General features: G+C 47.6%; 13 protein-coding genes and 1 riboswitch. Of the genes, 10 read left to right on the top strand and 3 right to left on the bottom strand.

Features of this window, described 5'->3' with window-relative positions; all coding sequences use genetic code 11:
• Positions 1 to 166 precede the first annotated feature (166 nt).
• Together zwf and ACRRNK_RS18105 are read left to right on the top strand one after the other, a co-directional pair.
• On the top strand, positions 167 to 1,720 hold the full coding sequence (zwf, locus tag ACRRNK_RS18110; protein WP_433944063.1) for a glucose-6-phosphate dehydrogenase: 1,554 nt from the start codon (positions 167 to 169) through the stop codon (positions 1,718 to 1,720).
• A 149-nt stretch (positions 1,721 to 1,869) separates the two neighbouring features.
• Complete coding sequence (locus tag ACRRNK_RS18105) at positions 1,870 to 3,453, top strand: peptide chain release factor 3 (protein ID WP_433944062.1); 1,584 nt, start codon at positions 1,870 to 1,872, stop codon at positions 3,451 to 3,453.
• A 113-nt stretch (positions 3,454 to 3,566) separates the two neighbouring features.
• On the opposite strand, the gene sspI is transcribed toward ACRRNK_RS18105, so the two are convergent.
• Positions 3,567 to 3,800, bottom strand: coding sequence for a small acid-soluble spore protein SspI (gene sspI / locus ACRRNK_RS18100; RefSeq protein WP_433944061.1), 234 nt, complete (start codon positions 3,798 to 3,800; stop codon positions 3,567 to 3,569).
• A 141-nt stretch (positions 3,801 to 3,941) separates the two neighbouring features.
• Here sspI and ACRRNK_RS18095 point away from each other — a divergent pair, with 141 nt between their 5' ends.
• From ACRRNK_RS18095 to ACRRNK_RS18075, 5 genes are all read left to right on the top strand, one after another.
• Positions 3,942 to 4,607: a potassium channel family protein gene (locus tag ACRRNK_RS18095; protein ID WP_127200089.1), complete on the top strand. Its 666-nt coding sequence runs from the start codon at positions 3,942 to 3,944 to the stop codon at positions 4,605 to 4,607.
• Positions 4,608 to 4,624: 17 nt separating this feature from the next.
• Complete coding sequence (locus ACRRNK_RS18090; protein ID WP_433944060.1) at positions 4,625 to 5,422, top strand: TrmH family RNA methyltransferase; 798 nt, start codon at positions 4,625 to 4,627, stop codon at positions 5,420 to 5,422.
• A 34-nt stretch (positions 5,423 to 5,456) separates the two neighbouring features.
• Complete coding sequence (locus ACRRNK_RS18085) at positions 5,457 to 5,903, top strand: hypothetical protein (RefSeq protein WP_433944059.1); 447 nt, start codon at positions 5,457 to 5,459, stop codon at positions 5,901 to 5,903.
• 164 nt (positions 5,904 to 6,067) lie between these two features.
• A complete protein-coding gene (locus ACRRNK_RS18080; protein ID WP_433944058.1) occupies positions 6,068 to 6,670 on the top strand; it encodes a DedA family protein in 603 nt (200 codons plus the stop codon).
• Between the two features lie 83 nt (positions 6,671 to 6,753).
• Positions 6,754 to 6,836, top strand: a riboswitch (ZMP/ZTP riboswitch).
• Positions 6,837 to 6,888: 52 nt separating this feature from the next.
• Positions 6,889 to 8,055 carry a phosphoribosylaminoimidazolecarboxamide formyltransferase gene (locus ACRRNK_RS18075; RefSeq protein ID WP_433944057.1) on the top strand — a complete coding sequence of 389 codons (1,167 nt, stop codon included), beginning with the start codon at positions 6,889 to 6,891 and terminating at the stop codon, positions 8,053 to 8,055.
• 153 nt (positions 8,056 to 8,208) lie between these two features.
• On the opposite strand, the gene ACRRNK_RS18070 is transcribed toward ACRRNK_RS18075, so the two are convergent.
• Complete coding sequence (locus tag ACRRNK_RS18070) at positions 8,209 to 12,246, bottom strand: family 14 glycosylhydrolase (RefSeq protein WP_433944056.1); 4,038 nt, start codon at positions 12,244 to 12,246, stop codon at positions 8,209 to 8,211.
• A gap of 418 nt (positions 12,247 to 12,664) precedes the next feature.
• Here ACRRNK_RS18070 and yunB point away from each other — a divergent pair, with 418 nt between their 5' ends.
• Positions 12,665 to 13,390 (top strand): sporulation protein YunB, encoded by a 726-nt coding sequence (gene yunB, locus ACRRNK_RS18065; RefSeq protein ID WP_433944055.1) that lies wholly within the window; start codon positions 12,665 to 12,667, stop codon positions 13,388 to 13,390.
• A 405-nt stretch (positions 13,391 to 13,795) separates the two neighbouring features.
• Here yunB and ACRRNK_RS18060 read toward each other — a convergent pair whose 3' ends face one another.
• A complete protein-coding gene (locus ACRRNK_RS18060) occupies positions 13,796 to 14,824 on the bottom strand; it encodes a M23 family metallopeptidase (protein WP_433946942.1) in 1,029 nt (342 codons plus the stop codon).
• A 163-nt stretch (positions 14,825 to 14,987) separates the two neighbouring features.
• On the opposite strand from ACRRNK_RS18060, the gene lipA reads away from it, so the two are divergent.
• Complete coding sequence (gene lipA / locus ACRRNK_RS18055) at positions 14,988 to 15,917, top strand: lipoyl synthase (RefSeq protein WP_433944054.1); 930 nt, start codon at positions 14,988 to 14,990, stop codon at positions 15,915 to 15,917.
• A gap of 24 nt (positions 15,918 to 15,941) precedes the next feature.
• A complete protein-coding gene (locus ACRRNK_RS18050) occupies positions 15,942 to 16,478 on the top strand; it encodes a YutD family protein (protein WP_433944053.1) in 537 nt (178 codons plus the stop codon).
• Positions 16,479 to 16,486: the final 8 nt, after the last annotated feature.

The following is a 16,486-nucleotide window of genomic DNA, read 5'->3' as shown; positions in this document are numbered from 1 at the left end:
TTATCGGATAGGTAAGTAATAGTTATCTGATCACAATGGTAGTAGATAGCATCATCGGAATGAATATGCTAAAATTAATCAACACGAATGAAATAAATGGATGCGAAATACACTATGCTTTATGCATAAATATACAACTATACTACATAGAAAGAAATGAGGAGCCATGGCAGAACAAGAAAATTTAAATGCACTAAAGACCCCTGGAGCTGTATTTTTTATTTTTGGAGCAACTGGTGACCTTGCACGGCGTAAGCTGTTCCCTGCAATTTATTCTCTGTATCGTGAAGGCAAGCTGGCTGAGGACTTCGCAGTCATTGGTGTAGCACGTCGTCCGCGTTCAAAGGAAGAATTCCATGATGATCTATATAACTCGATTCAGGAGTTCTGCAGATATAAGGTGCTTGATACGGCACACTGGAACCGATTTGCTGAGCATTTCGAATACAAATCCTTAGATATTAATAATATCGACGGCTACCACGAACTGAAGGAACAAACAGAAAGCTTGGAGAAGCGTTATGGAATTCCAGGCAACCGATTGTTCTATCTGGCGCTTGCTCCAGAACTCTTCGGAAGTGTATCCGTTAATCTGCAAAAGGGTGGTATGCTGGACAGCACCGGCTGGCACCGTCTTGTGATCGAGAAGCCATTCGGCTACGACCTTTTGTCCGCTCAAAAGCTGAATGAAGAGCTCAGTCATGTATTTAAAGAAGAAGAAATCTACCGTATTGACCACTATTTGGGCAAAGAAATGGTTCAAAATATTGAAGTCATCCGTTTCGGAAATGCTTTCTTTGAGCCGCTATGGAACAACAAGCATATCGCGAACGTACAAATTACGCTGAGTGAGACCGTCGGTGTAGAAGAGCGTGGAGGCTATTACGACCATGCGGGTGCCCTGCGTGATATGGGTCAGAACCACATGCTGCAAATGCTGACGATGATCGCTATGGAGCCGCCAAGCCGTCTGCTGCCTGAGGATATCCGTGATGAGAAAGTGAAGGTTCTTCGCTCACTCCGCCCTTACGATTCCGCAGCGGAAGTTGCCGAGAATGTGGTTCGGGCACAGTACACACAAGGGGAGAGCGGGAATCAGAAGCTGCCCGCATATCGTGAGGAAGACAAGGTTGATCCTAATTCCAATACCGAGACTTACTTCTCCGCAAAAGTATTTGTGGACAACTTCCGGTGGGCGGGAGTCCCATTCTACATCCGTACAGGCAAACGTCTTCCCGTTAAGACGACCGAGGTTGTGGTTGAATTCAAAAATATGCCTACGAACGTGTATCTGGGGCAAAAGCATACCCTGGAGCCTAACCTGCTTGTCATTCGGGTTAACCCAATGGAAGGCATCTATATCAAGATCAATGCCAAGAAACCTGGCACAGAATCACAAATCGAGCCGCTGGCTATGGAATTCTGCCAAAGCTGTCAAGTGGGGATTAACTCACCTGAAGCTTATGAGCGCTTGATTCATGATGCTGCCGAAGGCGACTCCACTTACTTTACACGGTGGGATGAAGTGGCTACAGCCTGGTCCTTTATCGACCGTATCGCAGAGGCCTGGAAGCAGAACCCGGGAGATATCAAGCACTATCCAGCTGGATCATGGGGACCGCAGGAAGCGCATGATCTACTGGCCAAAGACGGCTTCCACTGGTGGCCGGTTAATGGGCAGGACGAAGACAATGTAATTTGGATCAAGAATCAGGGGTAACCTACCCAAATCTTGAGACATTCCAATAACTAAAGAGCACTGAGCAGCTTGTCCTCATGTATGATATGCATGAGGATGATTTGCGTACAGGCGGATAAAATATGTTACAATATAAAACATGACTTGTGGAACGAAGGGATAAGTGAGAAATGAGCAAAGCATTGTCAGAAGTGCTGCAGCAGGAAGTAGACAAACGTAGAACGTTTGCGATTATTTCCCACCCGGATGCCGGGAAGACGACATTGACGGAGAAGCTTCTGCTGTTCGGGGGAGCCATTCGGGCGGCGGGATCGGTTAAGGCCCGCAAAGCAAGCAAGCATGCAACAAGTGACTGGATGGAGATTGAGAAACAGCGGGGGATCTCCGTAACCTCCTCGGTTATGCAGTTCGATTATCAGGGACACCGCATTAATATATTGGATACGCCAGGTCACCAGGACTTCAGTGAAGACACCTACCGGACGCTTACGGCCGCTGACAGTGCAGTCATGTTGATTGACGTAGCAAAGGGCGTGGAGGCACAGACGGTGAAGCTGTTCCAGGTCTGCGCCAAGCGGGGGATTCCAATCTTCACCTTCATCAACAAGCTGGACCGCGAAGGACGCAGTCCATTTGAATTGATGGAAGAGATTGAGGAAGTGCTGGGAATCCGTTCGGTTCCTATGAACTGGCCAATCGGCTCAGGACGTGAGCTGTGCGGTGTATATGACCGGATGAAGAACCAGGTGGAGCTGTTTCAGGGAGATGACCACTCCTCCATCGAAGTTAAGAAGGTCGAAGATTACAACGACCCTGCGATTCGCGAAATGGCGGGAGAGTATCTTCATGATCAGCTGTGCCAGGACATTGAGCTGCTGGATGTGGCTGGAGATCCTTTTGATTATGAGAAAGTAAGACGCGGGGAATTGACGCCGGTCTTCTTCGGCAGTGCGGTCAATAACTTCGGGGTACAGACCTTCCTGGAGAACTTCCTGGAGCTTGCACCGAAGCCAGAGCCTCGTCAGAGCACGGCAGGACTTATCCAGCCGACGAACGAGAAATTCAGCGGATATGTGTTCAAGATTCAGGCTAACATGAATCCGGCTCACCGCGACCGGATTGCCTTCCTGCGTATTTGCTCCGGCAAATTTGAGCGTGGAATGTCTGTGAAGCACGTGCGGGTGGGCAAGGAGATCAAGCTCTCCCAGCCGCAGCAGTTCCTGGCTCAAGATCGTGACATCGTGTCCGAGGCTTATCCGGGTGATATCATCGGTCTGTTCGATCCGGGCATCTTCCGAATTGGAGACTCTCTCAGTCAGGGCAGCGAGGTTGTGTTCGATGAGCTTCCTACGTTCTCACCAGAGATCTTTGCCAAGGTAACGGTTAAGAACGCACTCAAGCATAAGCAGTACCAGAAGGGTATCGACCAGCTGACGGAGGAAGGTACGATTCAGGTATTTAACACGGTTAGCTTCGATGATACGATTCTGGGCGTGGTTGGACAGCTCCAGTTCGAGGTGTTCGAGTACCGGATGAAGGGGGAATATGGGGTAGATGTGCAGCTGCAGCGCGTCCCTTATCAGTTTGCCCGCTGGATCGTTGATGATAAGATCGATCCATCCAAATTCCGGATTAACTCCATTCTTGTGAAAGACAAGAAGGACAATTATGTAGTTCTGTTCGAGAATGAGTATGCGATGAGAACAGCGATGGAGAAGAATCCAACAGCCAAGTTCTTGGAGACTGCTCCATAATCGGTATTGGCATGTGAATCCAAATGATCCCTCCCCTTGTGAAAGCAAGGGAGAGGGATTTTTTTGCAGCTGGGGTATCGGGGGCTGGGCTAATGACTCTGGAGTCTCTTTTTTTACAAAAGCGGCTTGAGCTCGGCGGTCTTCAACTGCTGACTAACGATACCGATCAGCTCGTCCTGCTTAGTTCTGTCAAGCTGCTTCCACATCATCTCGAACATGACACCGAGACCGGGAAGAGCAGCTTCCGGGCCATCCACGGAGCCTTCGATCATGCTCCGAAGACCTTGATTATCCTGACCATGAACTTTATGAATGACCGCTTGTCTCAGATCCAGCATGATTCCCACACGAATTCCTCCTTTAATGTAGACGATGGTGTAAAAGGGCCGCATCTTACTGTTCCCGAACTGACCTTTGCAAATTCAAGTTCACTTTGGAGTATGGTATACTAATTGCATTATAAATGCCGGGCAGGTGGAGATTGAATCGTGGCTAAGAAGCAGTTTGCGGTAATCGGAATGGGCCGATTTGGATATAGTGTAGCGAATTCGCTAAGCACTATGGGATTTGATGTACTTGCGATCGACTCGGACGAGCAGCGTACCCAGGCAGTATCTCATATTGTTACCCATGCGGTGTCAGCGGATTCTACGGAGGAAGAGGCGCTTCGGGCGCTGGGAATCCGAAATTTCGATGTGGTGGTCGTCGCGATTGGTGAGGATATTCAGGCCAGTATTTTGACGACCTTAATCTTGAAGGATTTGGGTGGACCTGTGATCGTAGTGAAAGCCCAGAACGAACTTCATGGAAAGGTGCTTCAGAAAATTGGTGCGGATAAGGTCATTTATCCGGAGAGGGACATGGGTCAGCGGGTTGCGCATCACTTGGCTTCGCCTAATATTCTGGATTATATTGAGCTGTCAGACGATTACAGTATTCTGGAAATTAGAGCGAACTCGGCTATGATTGGCCAGAACCTTAAGGAGCTGAATATTCGCGCCCGGTTTGGATGCAACGTCATGGCCATTAAGAACGGAACGAAAATGAATATTTCACCGGATGCCTTGTACCGATTAATTGAAGGCGACATTCTCGTCATTGTCGGTGAGAAGAGTGACTTAACCAAGCTTGAGCTTGCTTATTCCCAAATTTAGAAGCTAGGATGAAGAATATGGACATTATATCGCCGCAGAATGCGCGTGTTAAAGAGTGGGCACAGCTATTAGAGAAGAAGCATCGGGACCGGCAGCAGCGGTACCTTGTAGAAGGCATTCATTTGGTGCAAGAGGCCCTTAAGGCGGAGGCTGAGATTGAAGTGATCGCTTATTCGCTGGATCATGGCATCCCTCCAGAGCTTGTTCAGGCCGGGGCAGGAAAGCTGTCTGTCGAGTGGGTTGGGGTGTCTGAAGCCGTTATCGCAAAGTGCAGTGATACCAAATCGCCGCAGCCTGTGTTTGCCGTAATCCGCAAGCATCGCAGTTCATGGGAAGCTCTGATTGAGCAGGATAACGGCCTGGTCGTGGTGCTTGACGGAGTACAGGATCCGGGCAATGTAGGCACGATTATCCGTACGGCGGATGCCGCTGGGGCTAGTGCGGTTATTGTGGGTCCAGGGTGTGCGGATATCTATAATCCAAAGACACTGAGATCGACAATGGGCTCGGTATTTCATCTTCCGGTGATTGAAGCAGACTTGAACGAAATCCTTCCCAAGGCGAAGGAGAAGGGAGTCCGCCTGGCAGGAACGAGCCTCCAGGCAGCTCGTATATGTTACGAGTATGATTTTAGGGGCCCGACATGGCTGCTGTTCGGCAGCGAAGCAAGCGGTCTGTCAGCGTCTGTTCAAGCAGAGCTTGACGATGCCTTGATTATCCCGATGAAGGGCCATGCGGAGTCCCTGAATGTGGCCATGGCCGCCTCGATCCTGCTGTATGAGGCGCTTAGGCAGCGGGAGTTCTCGGAGGGATAGAGGTTGGGTTTATTTGAGGGAAGAAGCTGTCTGAATGGCTTCTTCTTTTTTTGAGTGGACATATTTTAAAGTGGAGGAAAGTATGAAAATTGTAAATCCTTACTTTTTACTTGATCTATTAGGGCCAATAACTGGTCGAGGGGATGATGATGAGGAGGTAGAAAAATATAAGTATATAGACTCCTCGGATGAGACTCACTATAGAACTATAATTAATGAATTATTTATAGATTATTATCTAGGAATGAATGAACAAAATCAGGGCAAAGCAAAGTTGGCGTTAAGCTATTATTTATCTAGGTCAGAGTTGGATTTTGAACGGATATTTGAATCTTGTCTTCCACCATTTGACCCACCGAAAGATCCTCGAGACTTTTTTGTATGGATATGGGAAGCGTTGTTTAATGGAGAAAGTTATGAGATAGATCCGAGTGAAGAGTATAAAATTGTTGCGGATGTTAATGAGCTAAATCGAATATAAAAGAATTTAAAAATGGATGACTCCACCAAGCCCCCTGTTAAATCCGAAATTTCCGACAAAGAATTGGTTAAAGTAAAGAAGAGGAGAAAACCCATTTCTCTCCCTCACTTTCACACCTAACCAACCTGCCAAGTTGATGGCATCAAGAGAAGGAGTCCATCCAGATGCTCCAAGACAAAATCTTTTATCTCATCGCACATTATGGTTATATCGGAATCTTTGGAACACTGGTGCTCGGGATTATTGGTCTGCCCGTACCGGACGAAGTCCTGATGACCTATTCGGGATACCTCATCTCGCAGGGGAGGCTGTCTTATGTCCTGACACTGCTAATTGCGGTGGTGGGCAGCTTCGCTGGAATGAGCGTTAGTTACTTCATTGGGCGACGGTTCGGGTATCCGCTGCTTGAGAAGCATGGCCGCAAGATCCGAATTACCAAGGAGAAGCTGGATCATACCCGGCGTTGGTTCAAGAAATTTGGCAAGTTCGCGCTCACTCTGGGCTATTTCGTACCTGGTGTTCGGCATCTCACGGCTTATTTTGCCGGGATCAGCGGGTGGCCCTACCGTACATTTCTCTCTTATGCTGCACCGGGAGCGATATTATGGGCGTTCGCTTTTATCACGCTGGGAACTTATCTCGGCAAGCATTGGCTAGCCGTCACAGAGGCCATTCATAAGTATCTGCTGCTTGTTTTTGTGCTTCTTGTTCTGGTTCTCATCCTTATCTGGTATCTGAAAAGAAAGCCGAAAGCAAACCAAGCCTGAGGCTGTTCAGTAGCCTAGATATTTGATTTATTTTCTTGAACATACAGGTATATTTTGGTAAAATTAACCTTGTAAAAAAGACTGTTACTATGTGCTACTGGCGAGTAAACGTGGGTTACCACGGGGGAGCATATGGATATATAAGCCGTTCGCCTGGGCAAAGTGTTTGATCTGATCAAACGCTTTTTTTTATTTGCTATGAAAGGGTGAATGTACAAATGGAAGAGATCAAAATGCGGTATGGTATTAATCCGAATCAAGGTAATGCAAGAGTCACATCGCCTGGGAAGCTGCCTTTCAAGATTCTTAATGGGGAGCCAAGCTACATCAACTTACTCGATGCTCTCAACGCCTATCAGCTTGTAAGGGAGCTCAAATTAGCTATAGGGGAACCTGCGGCAGCCTCTTTCAAGCACGTAAGTCCTGCAGGGGCCGCTGTATATAGTCCATTAAGCGATCAACTGGCTAAGGCTTATGGTGTTGACGGTATGGAGCTATCACATCTGGCTGTCGCTTATGCGAGAGCAAGGGGAACAGATCGCATATCTTCTTTCGGTGATTGTGCGGCACTAAGTGATACAGTGGATCTTTCTACTGCTAAATTACTGAAGAGAGAAATTTCCGACATGATTGTGGCACCTGCTTATGATGATGATGCTCTAGAGATCTTGAAACTTAAGAAAAATGGAAAGTATCTTATTATTGAGATCGATCCGGATTATGAGCCTGAGCCGATAGAGGAAAGAACTTTATTTGGAGTTAACCTAGTACAGGATAGAAAAAATGTGTTAATCACAGAGAAAATATTGAACAATATAGTGACTGAGAACAAGTTCCTTCCAGATTCAGCAAAGAGAGATCTATTAATTTCCGCAATCACACTGAAATATACACAGTCCAATTCGGTATGTTTTGCTAAGGATGGGCAGACGCTTGGTGTGGGAGCAGGGCAGCAATCCCGTATACATTGTACGAGACTCGCTGCATCGAAAGCAGAGAACTGGTACTTGCGGCAGCATCCAACAGCTCTCTCAATGAAATTCCGCGCGGGGATTTCACCTACGGAGAAGAATAACGCCATAGATAAGTGGCTTTGTGATGATCTTACAGTTCCAGAACGAAAAGCGTGGGAGGAGTGTTACGAGGAAGTACCTCACAGACTTACTCCTAATGAAAAAAGAGAGTATTTACTTGGGCTCCAAGAGGTCTCGTTTGCTTCGGATGCATTCTTACCTTTCAGGGATAATATTGACCGGGCAGCCCAAAGTGGTGCCAAATATATTGTTCAAACGGGCGGATCTTCGCGGGATAAGGAAGTTATTGAGGCGGCTAACGAATACGGCATTGCCATGGCCTTCTCTGGAGTGCGGTTATTCCATCATTAATTTCTTATACTCAAACAATTCTACTAAGGATTTTTTATATAAAATTAACAAGCAACCCCCATCCAAATCGGATGGGGGTTGCTTGTTAGATGTAATTTAAATCTTCTAGCAATTCTGACATTCCTCTAAAAGGAGAGGAAGGGCTTCTCTTAATTAGCTAGCCTTCGCCAAAATTTTCACTTCTTTTGGTCCCAGGGTTACGTTAATTGAACCGTTATTAACCTGTACGGAATCTGTACCCAATTGATTCTTCAGGCTGGTTCCGTTAGACAGATTGTCAATATTTGAGACAGTGCGAGTTGCAGTGCTCCAGGAATTGTTGATGATAACAACCACTTCATCCCCGTTGTTGGAGCGCTGGTAGCTGTAGAATGAGCCGTCGGCGAGCTTCTCTTTTTGGGAACCATTTTGCAGAGCCGGGTGGCTGTTGCGAACCGCGTTAAGCTTGGCAATGTATTTGTACAGATCATGATTCGGGTTCTGCACAACATCCTTGCGGTTCTCAGGATCTTCACCACCGTCGTATCCAAGCTCAGTGCCTTGGTAAATAATTGGAATACCGCGTGAAGTTAATAAGAAGCCGAGTGCAGCCTTTAGTTGTGGCCATTTATCCGAACGGTTGCTAGGATTGCCGGAAGCCTCATTCAGGAACCGCTTCACGTCATGGTTATCTAGGAATACTCCGTTAAGTTTAGGATCACGGTAGTTGCCGTCTTGATTGTAACGGTCTCTGATCTTGGTTGTAGAATCATCATGACCGAATACGTCTCTGATCGTGTAGTACATAGGGAAGTCGAGTACGGCATCCAGATAGTTGGAGTAATCGCCAATCTTATTTGGATCACCATCCATGACTTCACCCATCGTAAAGGTGTTGGCAGCAGTATCGAAATCCTTCAGGAACCATTTCGGTACGTGTTTGGCCGTGTCTACACGCAGGCCATCGACTTTTGTCTCGCCAATCATCCATTTAATCCAGTTCTTCAGCTCGTTCGCGGCAGCTGGGTTCTCTTGATTAATATCATCCAGACCCGCAACGTCGCCGTTCTCAATTTTCCATTGATCGTTGTTATCGTAATCTGACTTAGTAATCGTTCCGTTGTGATGATACCAATCAGGATTATTGAATGGAGCCTTAGCTATCCCGTCATACGGCTGGAAGTCACCAGTGTGGTTCGGAACCACATCGAGCATAACCGAGATGTGCTTGCTGTGAGCGGTGTTCACAAGTTCCTTCAGCTTATCCATTGTTCCCAGATGTCCGTCTACAGAGTAGAAGTCGTACGTGTGGTAGCCATGATAAGCATAAGCGCTCTTCTGAGCCGTTACCGGTGTAATCCAGATGGCCGTAAAGCCCATGTTCTTGATGTAATCCAGCTGATTAATAATCCCCTGGAAGTCACCGCCATGCCATTTCTTAAGATCGTTCTTGTCAGATGCAAAGCCGTCAGCGTTGTCGTTCGAGGTATCTCCATTACTGAAACGGTCAGTCATGATGAAGTAAATGCTCTGTTTGCTCCAGTCGGTGGTGCCTGTGTTACCGCCGTCCAGATCAGGTGTTCCGGATGTAACGGTGCCTGCAGCTCCATTAGAGCCTGGGGTATAAGTAGAGATTCCTTTGCTGAAAAAGTAGTTCTTCGTGTTATTGCTGTCCCAAGTCCCACTGCCGTTGTTAAAGGCGGCTTCGATGCGGGAAGCTGATCCTAGAGGAAGTGTAATCTTGGCGTAGCCAGGGTAAGCAGCTTCGGCATCTGCCATAGCGGAACCTGGAGCTGTAGTCCAGGTTCCCCCTTCTTGACGATAGTGGATGTACGGAGTGGTGAAGCCTTTTTTGTAGTAAATTGTAGCGGTTGAAGTGTCCCCACCACCATCTGGCGCACCAGGAGTAATTGTCCCAGCGGCTCCATTCGCACCCGGCGTATAAGTAGAAGTTCCTTTGCTGAAGAAGTAGTTCTTCGTGTTATTGCTGTCCCAAGTCCCGCTGCCGTTGTTAAAAGCGGCTTCGATGCGGCTAGCGCTTCCCAGTGGCAATGTAATCTTGGCGTAACCAGGATAAGCAGCTTCGGCATCTGTCATTGCGGTACCTGGAGCCGTAGTCCAGGTTCCGCCTTCCTGACGATAGTGAATATAAGGAGTAGTGAAGCCCTTCTTGTAGTAAATGGTGACAGTAGAACCTTGATCGCCTGGATCTACAACCGGTACTCCAGGAGCAATAGTACCTGCCGCTCCGTTAGTGCCCGGTGTATAAGTAGAAGTTCCTTTGCTGAAGAAGTAATTCTTCGTGTTGTTGCTATCCCAAGTTCCGCTGCCGTTGTTGAATGCAGCTTCAATGCGGCTTGCTGATCCAAGTTGCAGTGTGATCTTGGCATATCCAGGGTAAGCAGCTTCGGCATTTGCCATTGCTGTACCTGGAGCCGTAGTCCACGTTCCGCCTTCCTGACGGTAATGAATGTACGGAGTAGTGAAGCCCTTTTTGTAGTAAATCGTAACGGTTGAATCACCGCCTGGATCTATAACCGGTGCTCCAGGAGCAATAGTGCCAGCGGCTCCGTTAGCGCCAGGCGTATAAGTGGAAGTGCCTGTACCGAAGAAGTAATTCTTCGTATTGTTGCTGTCCCAAGTCCCACTGCCATTATTAAAGGCGGCTTCCAATTGGGTAGCTGAACCGATATCCACTGTAATTTTGCCATAGCCAGGGTAGGTTGATTCGGCGTCCGGGATAGCTACACCCGGTGCAGTAGTCCAAGTTCCGCCAGCTGGGCGATAGTGAAGGTAAGGCGTAGTGAAGCCTTTTTTGTAATAAATCGTTACTTTATTTCCGTCTGGATTAACTGGAGGCTTAGCGTGACTAATTACGTATTGCTTGAAGCCATCCATATTGCCTGTAGGAGAACCGTCCGGATTCACGAGATTTGCGAAACGTAGCAGAGTGAAGCCATTGTAGTTCCATTTCGTAAGCTGTTGTTCAATCTTCTGGAAATCGCCTGTAGGAAGTGCATTCTCCCCGTTGAGACGAACGCCTTTAGCGTTGGCTATAGAAGAGATGGTGTCCACAAGCGTGGATGGCTGCGAATAAGCTGGTGCTGTACCGCTGTCGTGCATTTCCAGAGCAGTGAAGGTAAGATCGAGATCGCTATCCTTGAATTTCTGAACGATCTTGCTGTAATCATAGTACCCTGCGGCATGCTCGGCACTGTGCGGGGCGGATGGATTATTCATTTGCCAATGAATACCGGAGATTTTGGCACCGATACGTACACCGAATACAGAATCGAAATTCGTGTGTGCAGCTTTTGCAATAACACCAAGATGATTTTCTAGAACGCCTTGATACCAGGACAGGAAGTCTTTACCGTAGGCAGTGTTATAACCTCCAGTTGAATAGAAGGAATCCCCGTCGCTTGGAGGGTTAATTTGGCTTTCGCTTGTTAACTGAAGACTCCAAGCTTGATTAACTCCACTTAATGAACCGTACTTGCTAATCATTGCGGTTCTGAAAGCATTCTTGGCAGTATCCGTATAGACCTGGAATTTCCCGCGTGACGGATAGCTCCAGCCTGCTGACTGATAATAGGACGGGTAGCGAAGCTCACCGGATGGTCCGCCGCTTAAGTAGATTTTGGCAATCAGACCCTTGTAGCTTGCGAAATTGGAGGCAAAGGAAGCGTACAGTTCGTTGTACTGCTGGCTGATGCCGCTCCAGAAAGGGGAGAGGGCTTCGTTGTTCACATAGCCAGTCTCACTCTTGAATTTCATTTCATCCGCAGATCCCTTGCTCCAGAGCCATGATGGAATTGGGATATTGCAGTCATCCCCAGGATTTCCACCGCATGCGTGAGTAGAGAGGATAGGGACCCATTTGAGGCCCGATGCGCTCACCGCATCTGCATACTTCTTATAGTAGCTCCAATCAAATTGATTGTCGCCAGCAGCTTCTACATCTCCCCACCACACATCGGTTGTAAGGGCGTAGACACCATTGTCTTTCAAGGTTTTGAGTTGATTCTTGAACGCATTCCAGTCAGTAACCTTGGTCAACGGGGCCATGACAGAAGCCTGAAAGTCATTCGCTACTTCAGCCCTCGCTGTGTTGGTGAAAGGCGTTAGGAATGTGGAGAAGATTAGTGAGAAAATTAATGTAAATAAATAGCCTCTTTTCATTGTAGCCTTGGTAACGTGCAAACAGATCATCCTCCTCTTGATTTGAACCATTGTGAATAAGATTCTAGAAAGTATGGAGCGACGGGCAAAAAGCTTGTCATTCAGTGGACAAAAGGGACGGGAGACTCACACGTGTGATGATTTCATCCAGTGTGCAAACGTTTACACCAATAGTCTAAGGTGATTTTTTATGATAAACAACGTAATAAATTGCTAGAAAAGGAGGATTATATTGACATGTGGCTTAGAACTCATTGAATCCTGCATAGAAAATAAGGTATGCACAGATAAATATAGACGGTCCCCAGTGTATCGGCCGGGCCTAAGTCTTGTTCTTCTTTTTCGGAGCTGTCCCGCATAACCTATATGGAATGAATTAAAGAAAATCAAGAATTTAGTTCAATCCATATAGCTAGAAAAGATCGACCGTTAGTAGGGGGGCCTGTCAGTGTGGAGAAGACGGAGATGGCACAGCCGTCGGAGGAGAAAGCGGGTCAGCAGACGGAAGGTCTGGCTGATCTCCGTGATCATCGCCCTGGTGTGCATGCTGCAATTTTTCGTGTATGTCGAACGTCAGATGAAGGAACCGATTGGCAATTTGGCGAAAGTCCGGGTTAAGCAGATTGCTACAGAATCTATTAATGAAGCTATCACAGCCCAAGTGAAGGATCAGAAGCAGTTTGATGATTTAATCGAATGGAAGACCGATGATACCGGGAAAATAAAAGGTTTCGTCATTAATTACTCTGCTCATATGAAGATCACTTCGGATACCATTCACACGGTCCAGTCCACCCTGGACCGGATCTCTAAGCTGTCCGAGAATATCCCTCTCGGTCAGGCGCTGGGAAGTCCGATTCTTGCTTCCTTCGGTCCCAAGATTCCGTTCCGGATTGAACCGAAGAGCGATGTGAAGGTCGATCTGAATACCCGAAGGCAGAATGCGGGGATTAATATGATTCTGGTCGAGGTGTACCTGCGGGTGAAGACAGAGGTATCCGTCGTAGTTCCATTTGATATGGTTCCCCAGTCTGTGGAGACAGAGATTCCTGTCTCTTATCTGCTGGTGGTGGGGGACGTGCCGACGTACTATTATGACAATAACGGCAATCCGGTTGGCGAGAACAGTCCAAATGCACCGAATATTACGCTTCCGACGCACCCTTCGGGATAAAAGACTGAAGTGGGCCACTGGCACCCGGCCAGTTACATGAAAGGGATGGTCTCTCGCACGGCTTTAGCGATCAGTCGGGACGAATAGATGCGCTGAGTGTAAGCGTAGAGAATGACTTTGGTGAAGAAACCTCTCCTTTTGTGAATGGTTGGTCGTACTTCCATTTTACCAAAGGAAGGTTTCTTTTTTATGGTTTCGTTGAAATTTCGCCGAAAGTCTGCGGAGAGACGAACGATTGCGGACAAGTGATAGCGGTCGCCTTTGTGTTCGGATATTTTCCACTGAAAATAATTTTATATATCCGAGCACAGGCAGCGATGGGAGTAACGTTCGTTCTCGGAGCTTTTAGAGCACAAACTGAACTCCTAACAAAATCAGGAGCCGTCTTTTGGGACGGCTCCTTTCTCATTTTTTGCGAAGGCGGGCTCTTTCGGCATTCTCCCATCTCTTTAATAACGGGTACGGATCGAAAGCCCACTCGCTCTTGCCATTATCACGGTATATTCCAAAATGAAGATGCGGCGGGAATTTGCCTTGTGTCCCCGGGGGACCGTAACCACTGCTTCCTACCCAGCCAATTACCTGGCCTGGCGTCATCATATCGCCTACATTAATATTCTTCGCATATCCGCTTAAGTGGGCATAGTAGTGATACCGGTTATTCAGATCCCGGATTCCAATCCGCCAGCCGCCAAATGGATTCCAGCCTTTAATCTCCACAATACCGTAGCAGACACTTCGAACAGGGACTCCATAAGGAGCGAATAAGTCGTTGCCTTCATGAATCCGGAAGCCTCCCCAATGCCTCGAGTTCCCCCACGTATCATTGTAGCTATATGAATTGGAAATCGGGAGCGGGAATGCATTCTCGAACAGATCAAGCCGATTGAAGGCTTCATATATCCGGGCAAATTGACTAATCCGCTGAACAGCCCGGTCATTCTGATAGTATTTCCATAGAGCAATACGGAAGTCATCCTCATCATAACCAAAGCTTGTGATATAACGTCCTATCGTGAAAAGCGCATCCCGGTCGTTCTTTGGATCTGCAACCCCATCGCCTGTCGCATCTTTCCCCATACCGCCGAACAAAGCAATCGATACGGGATTCGTATCTTGAGGTTCAGGATTAACCCAGCCTGACCAGACAGGAGAGAGAAAGGATATCCTGGTTAATCTCTCCTCAGACTTAGCTTCTTTGGAGCTGGGGGTCAGCGTCCGTTCATACTGATCTACTGCTGCGAGCCTATACCAGGGTATGTGCAGGAGACTGCCCATTTCTTCGTAGAGCTGACGACGGGCGAGATAGGGGTCTTGCTTCGTATTTTCTTTAGTGCTGGCTGCGGCCTCCGCTGCTGAAGCACGAGATCCTAGAGCGTTCCAGACCAGGGTAAGAGCCAACAAACCAAGAAGAATAGGGCGAACCTGACTCATTAGTGAACTTTTGTTATGCACGCAGTATGACCTCCTCCTGCTGCCTGAGGGGTAATGGATTCAGGCCGTAAGTCTGATTCCTTTAATGTGGAACAAGTCATGTTATTTTATTCTGAGAAGTATTTCAATTACTTTCATGGTATAATAATGGGCAGGATATGGATTGAACTATAAAAGAAGGAAGGTCAGACCGTTGTCTAAACAAGCGAAAGAGCCAAAACCGGATTGGATTCGGATTAAGCTGACTACCGGAGAGAATTACCAGGATATCAAGAACATGATGCGTTCCAAAACACTACATACGGTGTGCGAGGAAGCGCGCTGTCCAAATATATATGAATGTTGGGCTAATCGTACCGCTACCTTTATGATTCTGGGTGACATTTGCACACGTGCCTGCCGTTTCTGCGCTGTGAATACGGGGATGCCGACAGAACTCGATCTTCAAGAACCTGAGCGCGTTGCAGAAGCCGCAGAGAATATGAATCTGAAGCACTGTGTTGTTACAAGCGTGGCTCGTGATGATCTTAAGGATGGGGGAGCGCAAATTTTTGCAGGCTCCATTCATGCGATACGCCGCCGTCTGCCGCTTTGCAGTGTGGAGGTTCTAATTCCGGACTTCCTTGGGGATACGGAATCGTTGAAGATTGTGATGGATGCGAAGCCGGACATTCTGAATCACAATATCGAGACCGTTGAACGGATGTCTGACCGTGTTCGGGCGAAGGCGAAATATCGCCGTTCACTAGAGCTTCTGAAGAAAGCGAAGGAAATGCAGCCTGAAATCCCAACGAAGTCCAGCATCATGCTGGGTGTGGGAGAAGAATGGGATGAAATTCTTCAGGCTATGGATGATTTGCGCGAGGTGAATGTCGATATCCTTACGATCGGTCAATACCTGCAGCCGTCTCCGAAGCATTTAGATGTAGAGAAGTACTATCGTCCTGAGGAATTCGTCAAGCTCAAGGAAGAAGGCTTGAAACGGGGCTTCAGCCATGTGGAATCCGGACCTCTTGTCCGCAGCTCTTATCATGCCCATGAGCAGGTCAAATCGGCCAAGAGCAATCAGAAAGGCATTCATACGCCAGCTTAAGGGGAGTAGAGGGGGAACGTTCTTTTGATCCAGGTTAATGGCAAAAGTTACGAAGTAATTCAGGAGAACAGAAATGGCTGGGATCCTGAGGCATTTAAGCAAAGATACAGCGATGTGCTTGAACGATACGATTATATTATCGGGGACTGGGGCTATAATCAGCTTCGTCTGAAGGGGTTCTACCGGGATAATCATCCCAAAGTGAACAAGGACTCTTCGATCTCCGGAATTATGGATTATATTAATGAATACTGCAATTTTGGTTGTCCTTATTTTGTGCTTCAAAGAGTGAAGGATGTTCCCCGGGATCCTCAACCGGTAACCAAGGAGAACTCCGAACCTAGAGAACAGTCGAAGGACAAGCCGGGAGAAGAACCTCAAGAGACGAAATCCGCTCCGAAACCCGCCCACCAGGCTAAGGACCGCGTTAAGGAGCAGGTTGTACAACCCGTACAAGCAGCTGAGTCTCACTCCAAGAGCCAGACTGCCGGGGAAGGATCTATACAAGATACAGAACCCGCCAAGAACATACAGCAGCAAAGCAAAACGGTTCCCGAATAATCGGGAAC

The organism is Paenibacillus sp. SN-8-1 (assembly GCF_050995535.1).
Classification (GTDB): domain Bacteria; phylum Bacillota; class Bacilli; order Paenibacillales; family Paenibacillaceae; genus Fontibacillus.
Note: the sequence above shows the minus strand (reverse complement) of the source record. Positions and strands in the feature narration are given on the sequence as shown.

Coding starts and splice junctions, on each gene's coding strand:
- zwf (WP_433944063.1), top strand. CDS start 167: ATGGCAGAACAAGAAAATTTAAATGCACTAAAGACCCCTGGAGCTGTA.
- ACRRNK_RS18105 (WP_433944062.1), top strand. CDS start 1,870: ATGAGCAAAGCATTGTCAGAAGTGCTGCAGCAGGAAGTAGACAAACGT.
- ACRRNK_RS18090 (WP_433944060.1), top strand. CDS start 4,625: ATGGACATTATATCGCCGCAGAATGCGCGTGTTAAAGAGTGGGCACAG.
- ACRRNK_RS18085 (WP_433944059.1), top strand. CDS start 5,457: ATGGCTTCTTCTTTTTTTGAGTGGACATATTTTAAAGTGGAGGAAAGT.
- ACRRNK_RS18080 (WP_433944058.1), top strand. CDS start 6,068: ATGCTCCAAGACAAAATCTTTTATCTCATCGCACATTATGGTTATATC.
- ACRRNK_RS18075 (WP_433944057.1), top strand. CDS start 6,889: ATGGAAGAGATCAAAATGCGGTATGGTATTAATCCGAATCAAGGTAAT.
- ACRRNK_RS18070 (WP_433944056.1), bottom strand. CDS start 12,246: ATGATCTGTTTGCACGTTACCAAGGCTACAATGAAAAGAGGCTATTTA.
- ACRRNK_RS18060 (WP_433946942.1), bottom strand. CDS start 14,824: ATGAGTCAGGTTCGCCCTATTCTTCTTGGTTTGTTGGCTCTTACCCTG.